At 32.7% G+C, this 22,228-nt stretch carries 18 protein-coding genes and 1 pseudogene; 2 read left to right on the top strand and 17 right to left on the bottom strand.

What is annotated here, in order from left to right; genetic code table 11:
* Positions 1–110: 110 nt before the first annotated feature.
* From SAMSHR1132_RS05935 to SAMSHR1132_RS05920, 4 genes are all read right to left on the bottom strand, one after another.
* Positions 111–401: a thiamine-binding protein gene (locus tag SAMSHR1132_RS05935; RefSeq protein WP_000655668.1), complete on the bottom strand. Its 291-nt coding sequence runs from the start codon at positions 399–401 to the stop codon at positions 111–113.
* 93 nt (positions 402–494) lie between these two features.
* Positions 495–1,361, bottom strand: coding sequence for a 2-oxoacid:ferredoxin oxidoreductase subunit beta (locus SAMSHR1132_RS05930; protein WP_000190135.1), 867 nt, complete (start codon positions 1,359–1,361; stop codon positions 495–497).
* Positions 1,362–3,122, bottom strand: a complete 1,761-nt coding sequence (locus SAMSHR1132_RS05925) for a 2-oxoacid:acceptor oxidoreductase subunit alpha (protein ID WP_000804341.1) — start codon at positions 3,120–3,122, stop codon at positions 1,362–1,364.
* A 160-nt stretch (positions 3,123–3,282) separates the two neighbouring features.
* Complete coding sequence (locus SAMSHR1132_RS05920; protein ID WP_001222108.1) at positions 3,283–4,074, bottom strand: TIGR00282 family metallophosphoesterase; 792 nt, start codon at positions 4,072–4,074, stop codon at positions 3,283–3,285.
* 173 nt (positions 4,075–4,247) lie between these two features.
* Here SAMSHR1132_RS05920 and SAMSHR1132_RS05915 point away from each other — a divergent pair, with 173 nt between their 5' ends.
* Complete coding sequence (locus SAMSHR1132_RS05915; RefSeq protein ID WP_000026306.1) at positions 4,248–4,463, top strand: hypothetical protein; 216 nt, start codon at positions 4,248–4,250, stop codon at positions 4,461–4,463.
* 226 nt (positions 4,464–4,689) lie between these two features.
* Here SAMSHR1132_RS05915 and rny read toward each other — a convergent pair whose 3' ends face one another.
* Positions 4,690–6,249 carry a ribonuclease Y gene (gene rny, locus SAMSHR1132_RS05910; protein ID WP_001050920.1) on the bottom strand — a complete coding sequence of 520 codons (1,560 nt, stop codon included), beginning with the start codon at positions 6,247–6,249 and terminating at the stop codon, positions 4,690–4,692.
* Positions 6,250–6,534: 285 nt separating this feature from the next.
* Here rny and SAMSHR1132_RS14095 point away from each other — a divergent pair.
* Positions 6,535–6,679, top strand: a pseudogene (locus SAMSHR1132_RS14095) (ISL3 family transposase); the annotation flags it as partial.
* A gap of 181 nt (positions 6,680–6,860) precedes the next feature.
* Here the strand turns inward: SAMSHR1132_RS14095 and recA are convergent.
* The 12 genes from recA to pnp all read right to left on the bottom strand — a co-directional run bounded on the left by recA (position 6,861) and on the right by pnp (position 22,083).
* Positions 6,861–7,904, bottom strand: coding sequence for a recombinase RecA (gene recA / locus SAMSHR1132_RS05905; RefSeq protein WP_000368169.1), 1,044 nt, complete (start codon positions 7,902–7,904; stop codon positions 6,861–6,863).
* Between the two features lie 164 nt (positions 7,905–8,068).
* Entirely contained in the window at positions 8,069–9,220 is a 1,152-nt protein-coding gene (locus SAMSHR1132_RS05900) for a CinA family nicotinamide mononucleotide deamidase-related protein (protein WP_000027986.1), read from the bottom strand.
* A 242-nt stretch (positions 9,221–9,462) separates the two neighbouring features.
* The gene (gene pgsA / locus SAMSHR1132_RS05895) at positions 9,463–10,041 is read right to left on the bottom strand and encodes a CDP-diacylglycerol--glycerol-3-phosphate 3-phosphatidyltransferase (RefSeq protein WP_001025088.1); all 579 of its coding nucleotides are present in this window, start codon (positions 10,039–10,041) and stop codon (positions 9,463–9,465) included.
* A gap of 31 nt (positions 10,042–10,072) precedes the next feature.
* The gene (locus SAMSHR1132_RS05890) at positions 10,073–10,465 is read right to left on the bottom strand and encodes a helix-turn-helix domain-containing protein (protein ID WP_000859442.1); all 393 of its coding nucleotides are present in this window, start codon (positions 10,463–10,465) and stop codon (positions 10,073–10,075) included.
* 24 nt (positions 10,466–10,489) lie between these two features.
* The gene (locus tag SAMSHR1132_RS05885; protein WP_000214894.1) at positions 10,490–11,317 is read right to left on the bottom strand and encodes a DUF3388 domain-containing protein; all 828 of its coding nucleotides are present in this window, start codon (positions 11,315–11,317) and stop codon (positions 10,490–10,492) included.
* A 107-nt stretch (positions 11,318–11,424) separates the two neighbouring features.
* On the bottom strand, positions 11,425–12,129 hold the full coding sequence (gene ymfI / locus SAMSHR1132_RS05880) for an elongation factor P 5-aminopentanone reductase (RefSeq protein ID WP_000646238.1): 705 nt from the start codon (positions 12,127–12,129) through the stop codon (positions 11,425–11,427).
* Positions 12,129–13,415: an EF-P 5-aminopentanol modification-associated protein YfmH gene (gene yfmH, locus SAMSHR1132_RS05875; protein WP_000664761.1), complete on the bottom strand. Its 1,287-nt coding sequence runs from the start codon at positions 13,413–13,415 to the stop codon at positions 12,129–12,131. Before yfmH ends, ymfI begins: the two co-directional genes overlap by 1 nt.
* On the bottom strand, positions 13,415–14,680 hold the full coding sequence (yfmF, locus tag SAMSHR1132_RS05870; RefSeq protein WP_000070920.1) for an EF-P 5-aminopentanol modification-associated protein YfmF: 1,266 nt from the start codon (positions 14,678–14,680) through the stop codon (positions 13,415–13,417). Before yfmF ends, yfmH begins: the two co-directional genes overlap by 1 nt.
* 30 nt (positions 14,681–14,710) lie before the next feature.
* Positions 14,711–15,424, bottom strand: coding sequence for a GntR family transcriptional regulator (locus tag SAMSHR1132_RS05865; protein ID WP_001293301.1), 714 nt, complete (start codon positions 15,422–15,424; stop codon positions 14,711–14,713).
* Between the two features lie 3 nt (positions 15,425–15,427).
* Complete coding sequence (locus SAMSHR1132_RS05860; protein WP_000035748.1) at positions 15,428–17,800, bottom strand: FtsK/SpoIIIE family DNA translocase; 2,373 nt, start codon at positions 17,798–17,800, stop codon at positions 15,428–15,430.
* Between the two features lie 271 nt (positions 17,801–18,071).
* Positions 18,072–19,745 carry a ribonuclease J2 gene (gene rnjB / locus SAMSHR1132_RS05855; protein WP_000052592.1) on the bottom strand — a complete coding sequence of 558 codons (1,674 nt, stop codon included), beginning with the start codon at positions 19,743–19,745 and terminating at the stop codon, positions 18,072–18,074.
* Positions 19,746–19,986: 241 nt separating this feature from the next.
* A complete protein-coding gene (pnp, locus tag SAMSHR1132_RS05850; protein WP_000076680.1) occupies positions 19,987–22,083 on the bottom strand; it encodes a polyribonucleotide nucleotidyltransferase in 2,097 nt (698 codons plus the stop codon).
* Positions 22,084–22,228: the final 145 nt, after the last annotated feature.

Here is a 22,228-nt window from a genome sequence, read left to right as displayed (position 1 = left end):
CTATTTGCCCGTATCATTAAATAATTATATTAAATTTAGCTATAAAGTGCAAAAGCAGTCAAATCTATTCGCCAATTCACAAAAAATCAAATCAAAACTAGCCATATTAATCAATCGTATTTTTCAGTTAAAGTTTCGATAGAAATTCCTTCAGGTACATGATAGAACTTTACTTGACTAATGATACTTGGACATTCAAGTTCTACCATTCGTTCATTTAGAGATTGTATTAAAATCAAACATTCATTCATATTTCCTTGCACTGTAGTTTCTAATGGTCCTACTCTATAATACAGTCCCGACTCATCGATAATTTTAATTGCTTCATCGACATATGGTATAACATTGTCATTGTTCGGTGTCTTAGGAATAATTTGAATACTCATTAATGTATCTTTCATTAAAAAAACTCCTTTAAACTTTTTAATATTAAAAAAACTGAATAGCATAAATGGATCTATTATAAATTCATTTATACGACTCAGTTTTAATTATTATATAAATTGTTCTGTTAGTGTATTGAAAGTATCTTCAGTTATCTGGATATCCCTTTTTGCTAATGGCATATCATCTAACTCTTTAATTTGCGATTCATATGATGGTGTTTCCTTATCTTGATAAACAATTCCAGTAACTAATGATTCATGTTCTATAACTGTTTTAATCGCTAGTTGTTTATCCTCAGAATCGTAATTTTCAATGTCATCAACATTTATTAAATGCTCTTTAAACCAATCGTATGTGTTAATTTTATTATAAGTTACACATGGTGAAAAGACATTTACAAATGAAAAACCATCATGGTTAATTGCATCTTCAATAAGTTTTGTTAATCCTTTAATGTCACTCGAAAATCCTTGCGCTACAAATGTCGCTCCTGAAGATAATGCTAATTCTAGTGGTGCAACATTTTTTTCAATATTCCCTTTAGGTGTTGTCTTTGTCACAAAACCTATGGCTGATGAAGGAGATGTTTGACCTTTTGTTAAACCATAAATTTGGTTATCCATAACAATATAAGTCATATTCATATTTCTTCTCAAAGCATGTATCGTATGACCCATTCCTATCGCGTAGCCATCTCCATCTCCACCAGAAGCAATTACAGTTAAATCTTTATTTGCCATTTTCACACCTTGCGCTAAAGGTAGTGCACGTCCGTGAATAGAATGTACCCCATACGAATTAATATATCCCGATAAACGTCCAGAGCAACCAATACCCGTGATAATAGCTACTTCTTCTGGCTCTAAACCAATATTTGCCGCTGCTTTTTGAATAGCAGCTTGTACTGAGAAATCACCACATCCCGGACACCAGTTCGGCTTAACATTATTTCTAAAATCTTTAAATGTTGCCATTTATACCATCTCCTTAATTTCTGTAGCAATTTCTTTTCCTTTTTCTTCGATTTCATGTGGTAAGAACGGTGTACCATCATATTTTGTATAATTTTCCAACTTATCATGAATATTGACATTCATTTTAATAATACTTGCTAATTGACCTTGATAATTATGTTCAACAACAACAACTTTTTTAGCTTTATCAGCAGCTTCTTGGACTACCTTAGTTGGGAATGGATGTAACTGTCTTATTTGCAATGTATTAACTTTTATACCTTGTTGATTTAAACGTTTACTACCTTCATAAATTGCACCTTTTGTTGATATGAAACCAATATATAGAATGTCAGCATCGTCATGTTCTATGTCTGCCTCAACTGGTGATTCAATTAATAAATGTTCTGTTTTTTTCATACGTTTATCCATTTGTTGTTTTCTATTTAATGCCGACTCACTTGGTTTCCCTTCTTCGTTATGTTCAACCCCAGTTATATGATGAATGCCACCTTTTAATCCAGGGATTGGTCGTGGTGACACACCATTTGCAGTTAATGCATAACGCTTGAAATAACCTTTATCATCTTCATCGCGCTCAATATTAGATTGAATCAATGACCCGCGTTTAATTTCAATACGATTATAATCTAATTTTTCAACTGTTTGTTTACCTAAAGATAATTGTAAATCACTTAAAACAATTACAGGACATTGATATTCTTCTGCTAAATTAAATGCCTCAATTGTTAAGTAGAATGCATCTTCAGCATCAGTGGGTGCAACTACAATTTTAGGAATATCCCCATGTGTTCCATAAATCATTTGCATTAAATCTGACTGCTCTTGTTTGGTAGGTAAACCAGTAGATGGTCCTCCACGTTGGGTATTAATAATAACTAATGGGGTCTCAGTCATTCCAGACAATCCTATTGCCTCCATCATCAAAGATAGGCCTGGGCCAGCACTAGCTGTAAATGCTCTAACACCACCATAGTTCGCCCCAATAGCCATTGTTGCTGCAGCTATTTCGTCTTCAGTTTGAATGACAGCTCCATTAACTTTAGGTATATTTGCAATCATGTATTCCATTATTTCAGAAGCTGGTGTGATAGGATATGCAGCCATAAATTGAGACCCAGCTGCTATTGCACCTAAACCAATAGCATCATTGCCAATCATATATAAATGAGGTTCTGCATCAGTTGTTTCTAATTCAAAATCACCAGTAATCTCTGGTATGTACGATTGCATTAACTGATAACCTTCGTTTAATGCTTGTATGTTTACTTCAACTACTTTTTCACCTTTTTTAGAAAACATGTTTGTAATAAGAGATTCAAAAGTATCTGTATTTAAATTCATCAATGCACTTGTTGCCCCAATTGCAACCATATTTTTCATTAATGCCGTACCTAATTCTTTAGCAGTAGCAGTGAAAGGTAATTCAATAAGTTGTGCAAGACAGCCTTCAGGTTTAACCGGTTTAGCCTTGGCATCAGCCAAAATAATGCTATCTTCTCTCATCTCATGATGATTAACATCAATTGTTTCTTGATCAAAAGCAATCAGTATATCTAAATTATCACTAATTGCATGAACAGGTGTTGTTGAAACCCTGATTTTATTATTTGTATGTCCGCCTTTGATACGACTTGAAAAATGTCTATATCCATATAAATAATACCCTTTTCTATTCATAGCTGTGGCAAAGATTTCACCAGTTGATTCAATACCTTCACCTTGTTGTCCGCCAACTTTCCACGATAATTGTGGTTTCATAGTTATATGCCTCCTACGGATATATTTCATATTAAATGATAACAAAAAGAACCACCGATTTACTATGTAAACAGTGGTACTATATTAAATTCATACTAATGGACGATATATATCAATTTTATGGATTTAAATCATTTTTCAAACTTAATATAAAATATATTTATTTTAATGGATGATCTTCATTAATTAGTATACGTTCAATATGTTTTGTTTTACCTTCTTTATTTAAGTCTATAATCACACCTGATAATACACTTCTTCCATCATTAGGAACAACATGTCTTTGAGGTAAACTTGTTATAAAACGTTCAATGACTTCTGTTTTATTAATTCCTAAAATACCATCGTAAAACCCTGTCATTCCTACATCTGTTATATATCCTGTTCCATTTGGTAAAATACGTTCATCTGAAGTTTGGATATGTGTATGGGTTCCAACAACAGCACTCGCTCTACCATCTAAATGCCAACCCATTGCATACTTTTCAGAAGTTGTTTCCGCATGAAAATCGACAAATATATATGGCGTCACTGCTTGTGCTTCTTTAATCAATTGATTAGCTTTTTTAAATGGATCATCAATATCAGGCATAAATGCACGCCCTTGCAAATTAATTACAGCTAATTTTATTTCATTAATTTGAATAAATCGCATGCCAACTCCTGGAGCTTCATCCGGAAAATTGGCCGGTCTTACTAAGCGTTTCGCTTCATCTATAAAATCATAAATTTCTCTTTGACCATATGTATGATTCCCCATCGTCATGAAATCTACGCCATTTCTTAGTAATTTCTTGTAAATTTTTTCAGTCAAACCTTTCCCGTGTGCTGCATTTTCAGCATTAACAATTGTTACGGTCGGTCTATATTTTTGTTTCAGTTGAGGAATATAAGTTTCAATTGCATCTCTTCCAATTTTGCCTACGATATCCCCTATAAACATTATTCTCATGTTCAGTTCATCCTCTCATAATTACTAGTTTAATTCATACGTTCTAATATTTAAAGTAAATATTAAATTCTTTGAATTATTTTTTAACTTTTACAAAGGGACATTACTTTGTTGAAAAACCTCAATATGTTAGTATTAAGTCATCAAAATAAATAGGAGTTGTAAATAAATACATGTCTATTAATATTGATCCAGAAAAATTTGCAGAATTAGTCGTTATGGCTAACCCTTCTAAATCTGAAGAAGCAGAAGATATTGCAAAAGATAGTTTAAAACTATATATTAATGCATATCGATTAGCAGAAAGATATTCTACTATCGCAACAAACTGCTATGATACTGCTGAAGTAATAAAAGAACTAAAGAAAACAGATTTACAATTAAAATAATCCATCAAAGAATCCTTACTGAAACTACAGAAGTGAAGATGTTTATCATCTTCACTTCTTTTTTATGATTGACACGAAAACCTTTAATCATTGTAGGTTTACATAATATAAATATAGTTAATACTGTTTTAAGTTACCTCCCACCAAAAAAGGGCCAAAAAAGGTGAAGAGCCATAAAAGCACAATAAAAAAGCCCCCTCACTTATATATGTGAGGGAGACAAAAATTATTTTGCATACTCTACTGCTCTAGTCTCTCGAACAACTGTCACCTTGATATGACCAGGATATTGTAATTCATCTTCAATTTGATTTTTAATATCTCTAGCCAAACGATAAGATTTTAAATCATCAATTTCTTCAGGAGATACAATCACACGGATTTCTCTACCTGCCTGAATCGCAAATGCTTTTTCTACACCATCATAACTTTCTGATAACGTTTCTAAACGTTCTAATCGACGAATATAATTCTCTAATGTTTCTTTTCTTGCACCTGGACGTGCCGCAGATAAGGCATCTGCTGCAGCAACAAGGATAGATATAATAGATGTAGGCTCAACATCACCATGATGAGAATGAATTGCATTAATTACTGTTTCATTTTCACCATATTTTTTAGCCAATTCTACACCAATTTCAACATGACTACCTTCTACTTCATGATCAATTGCTTTACCAACATCATGTAAAAGTCCAGCTCGTTTCGCTAATGTTTCATCTTCACCTAGCTCAGCAGCTAACATACTAGCAAGATGCGCAACTTCAATTGAATGTTTAAGTACATTTTGACCGTAACTTGTACGATAGTTTAAACGCCCTACAATTTTAACTAAGTCAGGATGCATATTATGCGCGTTAACTTCAAATGTAGCTTGTTCACCTGCTTCTCTGATGATATCATCTACTTCTTTTCTTGCTTTTTCAACCATATCTTCAATTCGACCTGGATGGATTCGTCCATCAGATACTAAGTTAACAAGTGCTGTTCTAGCAATTTCTCTTCGTATTGGATCAAAACCAGATAAAATAACTGCTTCTGGTGTATCATCAATAATTAAGTCTATGCCAGTTAAAGTTTCAAGTGTACGTATATTTCGCCCCTCACGTCCAATGATTCGACCTTTCATCTCATCATTTGGTAAGTTAACTACTGATACCGTTGATTCACTTGTGTGATCTGCTGCTAATCTTTGTACTGCTGTAGCTAATAATTCTTTTGCTGTTTTATCAACTTTTTCTTTAGCTTCTTTTTCTTTTTCTTTAACAAGTACTGCAATATCTTGTGACAGTTCTTCCTCAACTCGTTGAAGTTGCTCATTAATTGCTTCTTCTTGAGTGAGACCGGAGATGCGTTCTAATTCTTGTTCATGCTTCATTATTAATGTTTGAACACTACTCTCTTTTGCATCTACTTGTTGTTGTTTTTCTTCAATTTTTGATTCTTTTTGCTCTAAAATCTCATCTTTTTTATCTAATAGATCAGATTTACGCTCTAAGTTTTCTTCTTTTTGAAGAAGTCGGGTTTCTTGTCTTTGAAGTTCGCTTCGTCTTTCACGAAGTTCTGCTTCAGTTTGTTCTCTTAGGATTTGGTTTTCTTCTTTTGCCTCAAGTAATTTCTCTTTTTTGATATTGTCAGCTTCTTTATGGGCTTGATTCACAATATCTTCGGCAGTTTGTCTAGCTTGTGTTTGCTTTTGAAGCAACAAATTTCGGGCAACAACATACCCTCCAACAACTCCTAGAATGATCCCCAGCAAAATGAGTAGGAGGCTTAATAAATTCACACAAACACCTCCTTTTTCTAGGGTTTGCTCTGTATATGAAATTCAATATGACTTTATGAAATTATATATAAATCATACAAATTAATTGTACGGTTTATAGGAGATAAGTGTCAAGTTATCAATTTGCACTTTTGCACTATATTGATTGCTATTTCTACTATTTTCTAAAAATTTGAATCATTTTAACAAATCAAGCATCTTTATAAGAACTATGTGTAAAATTTATTTTCAACAAACTCCCTATATTTTTAAAATTAATTATCTATCATAAATGACCTAGAATCAGAAGGTATAAACAACAAAATAAAATTAATTAAACGCACGTCTTTTCGTTATGGAAATTATAATCATTTACGTAATCGAATATGATTATGTGCAAAACTTTATCCTCCAAAAACAAAAGGAAGTTAAGCAATGTTTGGTTGCTTAACTTCCAATATTGAACTCACCAATACAATTTGACCAATTACCTCAAAAATTTTACAAAAAACCCTTATAGATTTGATTTTGTGTGTTAAGAAATAGTATTGGATTTCTGCTTTTAGATAACACTTTTTTAATCGAATCTATAAGGATATGATTTAATATAGCTTTACATATAAAATTGGTTACTATTCTTCGTCAAATAAAGATTTTGGTGCGTCTTCAACTTCTTCAACATCACCATCAGAAATTCCAAGTTTCTCTCGTAACTTGCGATCAATTTCTTCTTTAATTTGAGGATTTTCTTTCAAGTACATTTTTACGTTTTCTTTACCTTGGCCCATTCTTTCACCATTATATGAGTACCAAGCACCAGACTTATCAACGATGTCATTTTCAACACCTAAATCAATAAGTTCACCTTCTTTTGAAATACCTTGACCATACATAATATCAACTTCTGCCACTCTAAATGGAGGTGCTACTTTATTTTTAACAACTTTAATCTTCGTTCTATTACCAACGATTTCTTGACCTTGTTTAAGTTGTTCAGCACGACGAACTTCTAATCTAACTGAGCTATAGAATTTTAATGCGCGCCCACCAGGTGTAGTCTCCGGATTCCCGAACATAACGCCGACTTTTTCACGAATTTGGTTAATGAAAATAGCAGTTGTATTTGATTTAGAGATAGCACCAGATAGTTTACGTAATGCTTGTGACATTAAACGCGCTTGTAAACCGACATGAGTATCTCCCATTTCACCTTCAATTTCAGCTTTAGGTGTTAAAGCAGCAACTGAGTCTACAACTACGATGTCAACCGCGCCACTTCTAACAAATGCTTCTGCGATTTCAAGCCCTTGTTCACCATGGTCAGGTTGAGATAAGTATAAATTATCAATATCTACCCCTAGAGCTTGTGCATATTCTGGATCTAATGCATGTTCGGCATCGATAAATGCAGCTACTCCACCATTGCTTTGCACTTCTGCAATAGCATGAAGTGCCACTGTTGTCTTACCAGAACTTTCAGGTCCATATATTTCAATAATTCGTCCTTTAGGATAGCCACCTACGCCTAATGCGTTATCAAGTGTAACTGATCCAGTTGACGTTGTAGAAACTCGACGACCTATATTATCGCCTAACTTCATCACGGCACCTTTACCGAAAGATTTCTCCATATTTTTAATTACTGTATCTAAAGCTTTTTGACGATCGTTATCCAAAGCGAGACCTCCTAAATGAAATTGCTATCTTTTAATTATCTTAACAATACTATACAAGTATTCAAACTAAATTACAAGTGTTTTGCGAATATTTGTTCGTGTAATTTGTTGTTTTAAAATCACAAAAACGAACAAACGTACTTATAAATCTAACAAAAACATAATTATTTTTGTGTTCGTTGCCAATTTAATAATCTTATAAGTGCATAATTTTGACTTCTGTTCTTCAATAAATTTCTTGATTTTGACATTTTAAAATGATCAACCTTTAATTGCTGTTTATCAAAGAATGCTAAATATACGGTATTATCATACTCTAGCAAAATAATCGCTGTTGAAACATTGAAAAGTTTCGTAACAAATTGAGATGCATCATCTAATTGCTGATGAATAGGATTCTCATTGTCTATAAAGTAATCACTATGACTTATCATACCTTTTAATACCCCATTTGAGTCTGCATCTTTTAAACGAGAATATAAGGCGCCATTCGTAATCCCATCGTAAATCACAAATGGTTGATGACTTACATTCATAACCGCTTCTTCAATTAAAGTTTCATCTGAGCCATAATAATACGTACCTATACGATTTAAAATTTCTTTCTTCATTGGTTCGATTAATTTCAACGCTTGCGCTTTAGAATCTGCGCTCGCAGTTAATCTAATATATACTTCATGACTGCCTGCTAAAGGAGCAATCGTAGGATTAGTTTGATTATCAATCAGATCCATTAACAGAGTCTCCACTTTAGATTCACCAATTCCAGCAAATCTGAGTAACTCTGAATGTATAATGCTACTATCATTGATAAAATGAGGCAGTAATTCATTTTTAACCATAGGTTGCATTTCTTTTGGTGGCCCCGGAAGCAATATGATGTGCTTATTTTCATACTTAACCAACATTCCTGGTGCCATACCATGATGATTAGCTAAAACAGTTGCCCCTTCAATCACTAATGCCTGTTGTTTATTATTTGGTGTCATTTCTTGCCCCTGATCTTTAAAATAGCTTTCAATATATTTTAAAGAAGGTTCATCAATAACTAATTCTTTACCTACAACTTTAGCCACAGTATGCTTTGTTAAATCATCTTTAGTAGGTCCTAATCCGCCCGTTAAAATAACAGTGTCATATTTTTCCACTGCTCGACGAACGGTGGCTTCTAGACGTTCTTCGTTATCACCAATTACTATATGTTCTAATACATCTTGTCCTATCTCATTGAATACTTTTGATAAGTATTGTCCATTTGTATTCGCAATTTGTCCTAAAAGCAACTCAGAACCCACTGCTATAATTGAAATCGACATTTTTATCCCCCTCGAATATAAAAAATAAAAGCTTATTTTGTCTATTTTAAAGCTATTAAGATTATGAATGAATTAATTATTTGAGTATTGTAAAATCTTCATTAACATAAGTTCATCTCTTTACTATCAATAGGTGATTTACAATATACTCATTATAAACAATTAAGATTCTAATTTCTAAAAATGAGATTTAAAAAACTAGATTCCGTATTAAAACGAAACCTAGTTAGAGTATTATATATTTATTTTTGTTTAAAAACATCTCTACCTTTATAAAAGTATTCAATACCAGATAAGATAGTAAATACAACACCAATGTATAATAAAATTTGTCCTAACGATAGACCAATCCATGTTACAAAAGGATCACCTAACAGTAACCAAGTGATAGCTACCATTGTAACTGCAGTTTTAATTTTACCTAACTGACCAGCAGCACTAACAAAACCTTGTTCAATCTGCAGTAAACGTAAACCAGTTACTGCAAATTCTCTGGCAATAATAATAATTGCAACAACTGAATTCGTTAAACCAAGTTGAACAAGCACAATTAAAGCACTTGCAACAAGTAATTTATCTGCTAGAGGATCTAAGAACTTACCCATATTGGTCACTAAATTCCATTTTCTCGCTAAATAACCATCAACAAAATCACTTAATGATGCGAGAATAAAAATAAAACCACTAATCAATAGTTCGATTCTAATTTCATAGCCACCTAAAAATGACACATCACCAAATCCAAAATCAACTAATGCAAATAAGATAAAAACTGGTATTAATACAACTCTAAAAACCGTTATCTGGTTTGGAATATTCATTATACATCCTCATTTCTCACTAATATATATTTTAAAAAATTAACACTAACAAAATCCATAACATTAAAGTTATTAAAACTGTAATACCCATGATAACTAATAATTGTAATGGCTCTTTAGATTTACTTTTATAATCTAAGTCTTTATTTTTATTGAAAACTGTTATAACTTCGTCCCATTCGGCTTGGTTTGATGGAATCTCATCTTGATGAGCTTGAACTAATTGATTAGGTTCAATGTTAACAACGCTGGCATATTTTCTTATAAAACCTTCACTATAGTTTTTATTAGGTAGTTGGTCGAAGTCATTATTTTCGATATGTACTAACATTTCTCGTTTTATACCAGTTCTCTGTTCTAATTCTGTTAACGTCATACCTAATCGTTCACGTCTACCTTTAAGTGCTTCACCGACTGTTTTCAATTCATAGCCTCCTTACAATAAAAATTACTCGAAGAAACCAAATCCACCGCCAAATGGATCGCCAAAATCTAAATTATTTTTACTTTGAACTGTTTGCTTTTTCATTTCTTCGTAATGTATTTCTTGGTTTTCATTTTCTCTCAATTCAATAATATAGTCAAAATCATCCATAGTACATGTACTTGTTTCAACAAATAAATCAGGATGTTCAACAACTTTGATTGATGGCAATGTCATAACTTCATTAACTAATTCTTGATGTTTTGGGTTTGACTCTCTTGCAGTAACAGCACCATCTATAATATAAACATGGTTTGCGTCATATTCCCCCTTAATTAGTGAGCTACGCACCGTTTGTTTAATTAAAGTAGAACTTATAAATAACCATCTTTTATGTGCACAAACACTTCCGGCTACTATCGATTCTGTTTTACCTACTCTAGGCATACCTCTAATTCCAATCAATTTATGGCCTTCTTCTTTAAATAACTCCGCTAAAAAATCTACGAGTAATCCTAAATCTTCACGCTCAAATCTAAACGTTTTCTTATCTTTAGCATCTTGTTCAATATATCTACCGTGTCTAACAGCAAGCCGATCTCTAAGTTCCGGCTTTTTTAATTTTGTAATTTCGATTTCATCGATACTACGAGCTATTTGTTCAAAACGTTCAACTTTTTCAAGGTTATCAGTCTTAATTAAAAGGCCTCGTTTACCTTGATCTACACCATTAATCGTAACTATACTTATACCTAACATACCTAATAAACTAGATACATCGCCTAATAGACCAGATCTGTTAATTTCAATCTCATATTCTAGGTACCATTCTTTTTTTTCTGCAACTGTCATGGTGAATCCCACCCCTTGATTAATTAACTAATTATGATTCACATTTGGTATTATTCATATTATAACATCAAACATAAAAATATTTGATAATAAAAATAGTTATGATATCAAATATACCAAGCACCGTTTACTTTTTGAATGGTTCCAGTCACACTTTTGGCATCTGGATGGTATAAATAAGCACATGTATGCGCAATTTCTCTTGGTAATATCAATCGTTGCTGTGGTAATTCATTTACCATTGCTTGGAGTTCATCTTTACGCCACTCATTAGCCATATTCCCTGCGACAAACCCAGGAGTTACTGCATTTACAGTCACTGAAGTCAATGCCAGTTCTTGACTTAAAGCTTTAACAAATCCTAATTGAGCACTTTTCATCGTAGAGTATATCGTTTCCATGCTAGCACCCATTTCTCCCCAAATTGAAGAAATAACAATTATCCTGCCATTTTCACTTTGACGTAATAAATCCACAAAATAACGACACAACCTAATTAATTGCAAGACATTTAACTGGTAACAAGCATCTATATCGTGATCTGACATATCTTGTAAAATACCATATAGTGACTGACCACTCGCATATATTAAGCAATCTAATGATTTAATTTCACCAAACGTATTTTCAATATCAATCGTTTTAGTTAAATCTGCTTTTATAAAATGTACTTTGTCACCTTTAAATTTAATTGATAATTCATTTATATCGGCACGATAATATTGTATATACACTTCAAAACCATCTGATAATAACCGTTGTACAATCTCAGAACCAATGGAACCAGAACCACCTAATACCAATGCTTTCATTATTTTTTAATCTCCAAACGACTATCAACCTGTTGTTCTAAATTTAAGTACAATGTTGACGTTTCATTAATACTATCTAATGTTATATTTTCAACAATATCTAGCATGTCAAACACACTAACACCTTCAAAATACAGCTTTGCATACTGATTTGCGATATATTCAGGCGAATTTAGACTTGAAATAAACTCACCAATAAACTGCTTTTTCAAAAGTTCAAACGCTTGAGCGTCTTGGAAATTACCTTTTTTATCTCTCAACTCACTCAACAATAATTCTTTTAATTTATCTGGCTGTTCAGTAGCACTAGTCACAATTGAAAAACTATACGTTGGTTCTAGCACAAATTGATAACCGAATGTATCATCAATAAGACCTTCACTCAATAAATGTTGATAAAAATCTGTTTCTTCTCCAAATATTAATTCAAAGAACAATGACATTTCTAAATCACGTTGCACATATTTTTCAGGTTCTTCTTGCAACGGTCTGTTTTTAAACCCAAGCATTAAACGCGGCGACTGAATTTTCATTTCTTCGGATACAAAAGCTTCTTTCACTTCATTAGGCTCATCAACAATACCTCTTTCAATTTTAGGTTGATTGTCTTTATTGCGAGCATTTTCATGATCTTCAACAATTTGGCATATGTATTCAGGATTTACATCTCCGACTACAAATAAAACCATATTTGAAGGATGGTAAAATGTTTCATAGCATAGATATAAATCATCTTTAGTAATTTCATAAATACTTTCAACACTTCCGGCAATATCAACACGTATTGGATGTTGTTGGTACATAGCACGCAAAGTATTAAACATTAATTTATATCCAGGTTGTTCTTGATACATTTTAATTTCTTCTGCGATAATTCCTTTTTCCTTATCAACAGTTTCTTTTGTAAAATATGGTGTTTCAACCATCGTCAATAAACGTTTAATATTACTTTCAACATGATCTGTTGCACTGAATAAATAACTTGTACGATCAAAGCTCGTAAATGCATTTGCTTGTGCATTTTCTTCTGCAAATGCAGTAAACAAATCCTCTTCCTCTTTTTCAAATAGTTTGTGTTCTAGAAAATGTGCTACGCCATCAGGGACTGTCACAAAATCATCCTGTCCAAATGGTTTGAATTTATTATCTAAAGAACCAAACTGAGTTGTATAAGTTACAAATGTCTTTTGAAAACCAGGTTTAGGGATAACAAATAGACGTAAGCCATTATCTAATTTTTTTTCAAAAACTCTTTCATCTATTAATTCATAATAACGTTCTTTCATTATTTACCCCCTCCTTTTGTTAATACATAAATCGTATCTAAATAAGCTTGTTTTGCAACCGATTTAATATCTTCACGACTTACATTCTGAATATCATTTATAAATGTTTCTTTACTTTGAGGTTGTTCTAATAGTATTTGGTTGTGCATAATTTCAATGATACTTTTTGGACGATCTTCAGACTCAAAACGATGAGAAATAATTACTTTCTTTGCTAACGCTAATTTTTCATCTGTAAAATCACCATTTTTTATCTTTTCAAATTCATTGATAATTGTATCTTTAGCTACCTCATACTTATCACTTGATACACCACTTAAAACAAATAAATATCCATTTTTTCCATCAATTTGTGAATGGATTGAATAAGCTAAACTTTGCTTTTCACGCACTTCGTTGAACAATACGGATGAGGGGTCTCCTCCGAACATCATATTAAAAACGACAAACGCAGCATAGCCAGGTTGACCATATTGAGTTGGAAAACGATATCCCATATTTAACTTAGCCTGATCTACATCATCATACTCAACAATATAGTCAACGTCATCATCATGTAAATGATGTGTTGAATGTTGGAACTGCTGCTTATCAAAAGGTCTAATTGCAAACTTTTCACGAATTTGTTGTTTAACAGTTTCTGGTTCTACATTTCCGACAACATAAACAGAACATTGATCATTATTAATCATTGATTGATATGTATGATAAAGTGTTTCAGCAGTAATATGTGGAATTTGTTCTAGTTGTCCTGTAGATAAATATTTATATGCTTCATTTTCAAACATATGGTCTAATAATTTTAAAAATGAATATTGCGCTTTGTTATCGACCAATGCTTCAATTTTCTTAGCAAGTAAAGTCTTTTCTTGATTAACATAATTCTTATTAAAAGTTTCATTTTCAATTAATGGATTCCAAATCATTTCTTGCAATAAATCTAATCCTTGATTGAATAATGATTCACGATTTCTTAAGTAACGCTCATTTACAATTTCTAATGAAAAAGTAATAACATGCTGATCTTTAAATTTCGAAATCGTACTGTTTACATAAGCACCATATAATTCAGCTAAATGATTATTAAATGCTTTATCCGTAGGCCATTTCTTCGTGGCACGTACTAATAATTTACTTAAAAGAGATCTTGCTGTAATTGTGTCATATTCTAATGGTGCCATAAATTTAAACACTATCGTAGTTGTTTTAAATTTAGTAGTTGGTGAAACATTTATATGTATATTTGGTTGAGATTGATTACTCAAATATATAGCCTCCTCAGTGAAATCTTATATCTATATTTTTCTTGTAACTTTAAACTGCACTAAACTATTTTTCATATAATTCAATGAATACAAGATTGGTTCATCTAACTCATTATAATGAGTTATTTTTAGTAAAATTAATCCCTCATGTGGCGATGCGTTTAACACTTCTGAAATTCTTGGTTCATAATTAACCGCTTCAATTTCAGTATCAGCGTAACAAATATTGTGATTACTTTGTTCTTTAATGGCGCTTAACATTGAACCATTGCTCATTTGGTAGCCTGTACATGTTAATTCTTTTTTAGCAATTTTATCTAAACAATAAACAACAGGTTGTCCGTCAGCAGTTCTCAATCGTTCAATAATTGTAACTGGATGTCCTTCTTCAACAGTTAGTAAATTTGCATCTAACATTGTGGCTGGTTGTTCATCGAAATTCAAATATTCCGTGCCACTTTCAAATCCTGCATTTTTTATCATCTGTCCTATACTAATCAGTTCATTTAATGGATAAAAGAAAGGGGGCAGTGACTTAACACTTGAGCCCTCTTCAAAATTATCTTTAATGACTTGTTCAGTAATCAATGCCTGAATGGCTTCATAAACATCATCGGTTTTTACATTTAATTCTCTGGCAATTGATAAATTACTAGGAAGTTGATCACCATGTTCTAATTTATTCTGATTAATCAAATTTAAAATGTATTGCTTAACCTTATATACCGCATTCATTTCTGACATTATTTACACCTCGTCATTATTAAGATCTATTAAAACTTGTCTTGGTTTACTACCTTTTTGTGGTCCAATCACTTGATTTCGTTCTAAATCATCCATCAATCTAGAAGCACGATTATAGCCTATTCTAAATTGTCGTTGCAATAAAGATGTACTGGCTTTTTGTTGCTCAATAACAAACAAATATGCCTCATCATATAATGCATCTTCACTTTTCATATCTGCTTTATCTACAGGCGCATCCGGTTCCATTTCTTTAACGTAATTTGCCTGCTGTTGCTCTACTACATAATTTACAACATCTTGTACCTCTTGGTCACTTAAAAACGCCCCTTGGACTCGAGTTTGTGATGAATCCCCATTGCCGACGTAGAGCATATCGCCTTTACCAAGTAGTTTCTCAGCACCACCAGTACCGATAATTGTTCTTGAATCTGTTTGCGAACTAACAGCAAATGCTATTCTAGAAGGGATATTGTTTTTAATGATACCTGTAATAACATCGACGGACGGTCTTTGCGTAGCAACAATTAAATGTATACCAGCTGCACGAGCCATTTGTGTAATACGTTGAATCGCATTTTCAACCTCTTTACCCGCAACCATCATTAAATCAGCAAGTTCATCTACAATGACAACAATATATGGTAGTTCTGGCTGTTTTTCATCTAATTCTTGGTTTTGTTTACGTATTAACTCATTATATCCTTTAATGTTTCGCGTTGAAGAATGTTGGAATAAGTCATAACGACGTTCCATTTCAGCTACTATCTTTTCTAAAGCCTGTGCTGCTTTATGCGGGTTTGTAACAACTGGTATTAATAAATGCGGAATACCATTATACACATTAAGTTCGACCATTTTTGGATCAATCAACATTAATTTAACTTCATGTGGTTTAGCATTTAACAAAATACTTGTAATAATACCATTAATACATACGGATTTACCACTACCCGTAGAACCTGCAACTAATAAATGAGGCATTTCATTTAGTTGAACTGTAATTGGATCTCCAGAAATATCTCTTCCCAATCCAACTTCTAATTTATTATTAGACGGAAACTTTTCATCTAAAACTTCTTTTAACGAAACTAATGAAATTTTATCGTTAGGAACCTCAATACCAACAGCTGAACGACCAGGTATTGGCGCTTCAATTCGAACATCTTTTGCAGCTAAGGCTAATGCAATATCATTATGCAAGTTCACAATTTTACTAACTTTTACACCTTGTGCTGGCTGAATTTCATATTGAGTAACAGCTGGGCCAATTTTAATTTGAGTTACTTTTGCATTAACTCCAAAATCTTTTAATGTATTTTCTAATATTTGTCCCTTACGTTGAACTTCAGTCTTAGATGTTGTTTTCTGTTTAGCTGGTTGGTTAAGTAAAGATAGAGGAGGAATAACATAAGATACATTGGTTACTTCCCCTGCTTCTTCTATTGAGTTCTCACTTTCAGTATTATGATTACTTTGTTCTACCAATTGTTCTTGATGTTTAATTTTATTATGATTGTCATTGTTGTCTGCATTTTGGTCAGCATCAAAAATTCGTTTTTTGCGACTTTGTGTCTGTTGATTGTTCTCTTCATTCTCATTATGTCCGTAAATTGGGATGTCTCTTTCTTGAGGTACTTCAGGAAAGTCACTCACATCTTTAATTTGTGGTCTTTCGTTTTGACGAGCTTGTTGTTGTGCTTCTTTAAGTCTTGCTTTTTCTTCACGTTTAATTTGTTTTTCTTGATTTTTTTCAGACATTTTTTCATTAAATGAACTAAACCACGTTTTTATGTTTTCTAAAGCAATTTTCGCAACATCTCTGTGTTGGTGATTAGTTAATAAAATAAAACTTGAACATAACAGTAGTACTGTAATAATGCACACCCCAAATAACGATATTAAAGGTACGCTTAATTCTAATAAGTAAAATCCTAATACACCACCGCCAAAATTAGGAAAATGACTATGTTGATATGATTGATATACATAAGAAAGTACAGGTTCTCTTTCAGCTTTGACGCCACTATTAAAATAGAATACTATCTGTGACACAAATAATAATGCAATTTGTAATATAATCGACCCAGCTGTCCGTCTAGTCTTAGGAATACGTTTAGAGTATGTAATAAAACCAGTTGCTAAGAGAACTAAAATATATGTTAAATATCTACTGTAACCAAATAAATAATTAAAGAAGCTGTCAATTAGACGACCTATAATTCCTAATTGGAAAACACCCAATACAACTAAGACTACGATTAATATAGCTATGACATAGCGTATCGGATTATCATTTTTCTTTTTCCTTGAATTTGTTCTTTTTTTGGATGTTGTCTTTTTCTTAGCTGTCGATTTCTTTTTTGCTTGTGCCAATTGACGCACCTCCTTATGTTGTCAATGTTATAACGTAATTAAAAATGCTAATTTTCCTAAAGTTATCAATTTGAATGTAGCGCTTATAGTTTACATTTCAAACAGACGATGAAAGAGGTTAGAACAGTTTCATCTTTGAATCACTCTGCAGAGGTTATTTGAATATAACTTCCCCCTTAAAATGACCATTTTAAAATATAACTACATTGTCACTGACATTAATTATATTTCAATGAATTGTTCTGACCTCTTTTATGTTAATATCTTTTGATTAAATTTCAGAAATAACTGGAATAATCATAGGACGACGTTTCGTACTTTCGAATAAAAGTTTACTAATTTGATCGCGCATGTTTTGTTTAATTTCAGACCATTCAATACGCTTTTCTTGTAAACCTGCTTCTACAATCTCACGAACTTTATCTTCTGCTTCTTGCAATAAATCTTCACTTTCACGTACATATACAAAACCGCGAGACTGAATTTCAGGTCCTGCAGCAATGCGTCTATTTTTAGGATCTAATGTTACAACCGCAATAAAGATACCATCTTCCGCTAAAAGATGACGGTCTCGTAAAACAATATTTCCTACATCCCCTATACCTATACCATCAATTAAAATATTACCTGAATTAACCTTTTCATTTAATACCATTTCTTTACCGTTGTAATTAATGACATCACCTTTTTCAACAAGAAAAATCTTTTCAGGTGCAACACCTGCTTCTGCTGCTAACTTTGCGTGTGCAATTTGCATTTTGAATTCACCTTGTACAGGAATGAAGTATTCAGGTTTCATGATGTTAATCATCATTTTCAATTCTTCCATGCAACCATGACTTGATGCATGAATCTTTTTATTGTTAGGAATTATATGGGCGCCTGCACGAACTAGTTCATTTAGTGTGTTTGCAATGATTACTTCCATATTAGCTGATGCTGTAATTGCTAAAAATACAGAATCGCCTTCTTCAATATTCATAATTTTATGTTTATGTTGCGCCATTTGACTCAATGCTTCAACTGGCTCCCCTTGCATACCAGTAGCAATAATAATCACTTCATTTTTAGGATAATTATCAACTTCTGTTATAGGAATAAGCAAATCTTTAGGAATATCGAAGTACCCCATTTTACGAGCAATATTAAATGAACTTTCAAGTGATCTGCCTAAAAATGATACTTTTCGATTTAACTTACTTGCAATATTCAACACTTGTTGGATACGTATAAAGTTGGATGCATAACAAGACACAATCAAACGACCACGTACTTTAGCAAATGCATCATACATATGATGTTCAATTACATTTTCAGGTGTATTGTATCCAGGTTTCTCAGCTTCTGTAGAATCACTAATTAAAACAAATACGCCTTCTTCACCAATTTCAGCCATACGTTTAATATCTGGAGCATAATGTCCATGTAAACTTTGATCGAACTTAAATTCTCCAGTATAAACAATTGCGCCATATGAAGTATGGATGCATACACCTAAACTATCAGGAATACTATGTGTTGTGTTAAAGAAACTAATATTAACGTTTTTAAATCTCATAATTGAATCATTATTAACTGTGTAATAGCGTACTTTTTTATCAATGTTACGGGCTTTCATATTTTCTTTAATCAACGCTATAGTTAATTTAGATCCATAAACTGGTGCATCTAATTGTTCAAGGACATAACTCACTGCACCAATTGCATGCTCGTGTCCATGTGTAAGGAATATACCTTTTAATTTATCTTTATTTTCTAATACATACGAAATATCCGGTATAACAATATCAATACCTAACATTTCATCTTCTGGAAACATAAGTCCAGCATCTAACATAAACATTTCATCGTCTACTTCAACGATATACATATTTTTAGCGATTTCGCCAACGCCACCTAGTGGTATAATGCGAATATCTTTATTCTTTTTCTTTATTAAACTCAAAATCTTACCTCCTAAATTTGTTACCCGTCCATATATAAACTCATTATTTATTATAAGTTAAAAAACACTTGATGTACACTATTAATCACTATACATACTGGATAATTAACAGTTGCACACAAAATAATAAAGTGTTTTAAAATGTCCAATGCAACAAAAATAAATTGAGGTTCTACTTTAAAAAGACATAAAAAAATCACATGACGATAAAATGTCGTCATATGACTTTGATTTTTATTAATTATTCTTCTAATGCTCTGTGTGAAGCATTCACACGACCTTGCTTATCAATTTCTGTAATCTTAACTTCAATTGTATCACCAATTTTTAAAACGTCTTCCACTTTTTCGATTCTATCTTTAGAAATTTGTGAAATGTGAAGCAAGGCATCTTTACCTGGGAATAGACCCACAAAAGCACCGTATTTTTCAATACGTTTAACAGTCGCTTGATATATTTGGCCGACTTCTGCTTCACGTGTAATCTCTTCAATGATTTCACGCGCGCGATTTATCATAGCTTGATCTACAGCACCAATAAAGATTGTACCATCTTGTTCAATATCGAGTTTAACGCCTGTTTCATCGATAATTTCGTTGATTTTTTTACCACCAGGTCCGATAACATCTCTAATCTTATCTGGTTTAATTGTCATCGTAACAACTTTTGGCGCGTAAGCACTTAATTCAGTGCGCGGTTGTTCAATTGTTTGAAGCATGTGATCCATAATTTCTAAACGACCACGTCTCGCTTGTTCTAAAGCTTCCTCGATAATTTCACGTGTTAAACCGTCAATTTTAATATCCATTTGAATGGCTGTAATACCCTCTTTAGTACCAGCAACTTTAAAGTCCATATCACCTAATGCATCTTCCATGCCTTGGATATCAGTTAAAATCGTATAGCTATCTTCACGTGTAACAAGCCCCATAGCGATACCAGCAACCGGTGCTTTAATCGGTACACCTGCATCCATCAACGCTAATGTTGATCCACAAATTGAAGCCTGAGAAGATGAACCATTTGATTCAAGCACTTCGCTTACAATACGAATTGTATATGGGAAGTCTGCTGTATCAGGAATAATATATTTTAAAGCTCTTTCGCCCAATGCACCATGTCCGATTTCACGACGACCTGGTGCACGTACTGGACCAGTTTCACCTACTGAGAAATTCGGGAAATTATAATGATGCATAAATCGTTTTTCTTCTTCAGGTCCTAAACCATCTATTAATTGATAATCTCCTAAAGCGCCTAAAGTTAATACTGAAAGTGCTTGTGTTTGACCTCGTGTGAATAAACCTGAACCGTGTGTTCTTGGTAAAATACCTACCTCTGAATCTAATGGTCGGATTTCATCTGGTTTACGTCCATCCGGTCTAATTTTTTCATCTGCAATTAAACGTCTTACTTCTTCTTTAATTAAGTCATTTAAAATTGAATATACTTCTTTAATTAATAATTCATTTTCAGGATCTTCTTCATCAACAAATTCACTGACAATTTCTTCTTTTAAGTTGTCAAGGTTATCATCACGTTGTTGTTTATCAAATGTTAATACAGTTTCTTTAAGTCCCTTTTCTTCAGTTAATGACTTCACTCGTTCTACTAAAACTTCATCACGTTCTACAGGAATGAATTCTTGCTTAACAGGTTGAATGTGGTCAATGATTTGTTGTTGGAAATCAACTAAACGTTTGATTTCTTCATGACCGAAAAAGATAGCTTCTAACATTTCTTGTTCAGTTATTTCACTCGCACCAGCTTCAACCATGTTCACTGCGTCTTTATGGCCGGCTACTTCAAGGTCTAAACGAGATACTTCTTTTTCTTCTACTGTTGGATTAATGATATACTTTCCATCAATAAAACCAACATTCACACCAGCGATTGGGCCTTGGAATGGAATATCAGAAACGCTAAGCGCCATAGATGAACCAATCATTGCAGCCATTTCTGGTGAACAATCTGGGTCTGCACTTAATACCATATTCATAATTTGAACATCGTGCTTATATCCTTTAGGGAACAAAGGTCTAATTGGTCTATCAATTAAACGCGCAGTTAATGTTGCATCATCACCCGGACGACCTTCTCTTTTTTTGAAACCACCAGGAATTTTACCCGCAGCGTACATCTTTTCTTCATAGTTTACTGTCAACGGGAAGAAATCTCCATCACGAGGTTCTTTTGAAGCAGTTGCAGTTGATAATACAACTGTATCACCATAACGAACTAATACAGCACCATTAGCCTGTTTAGCTAATTGTCCAGTTTCAATCGTTAAAGATCTTCCTGCCCATTCAGTTTTAAAAACTTTCTTTTCTTGAGACATTATAAATCTCCTCTCTTGAATCTAATAGTTATATCATATCATTTATTATCGTATTTTAATATTAGTTATAAAATATTGAATTGGAAAAAAAGAGAGCGGGATAATCATCTATTATGTACAAAATAGACTTATCGTCCCACCCTTA

This window comes from Staphylococcus argenteus (assembly GCF_000236925.1).
Classification (GTDB): Bacteria; Bacillota; Bacilli; order Staphylococcales; family Staphylococcaceae; genus Staphylococcus; species Staphylococcus argenteus.
The sequence above is the reverse complement of the archived record's forward strand: the minus strand, read 5'-3'. Positions and strand labels throughout refer to the sequence as shown.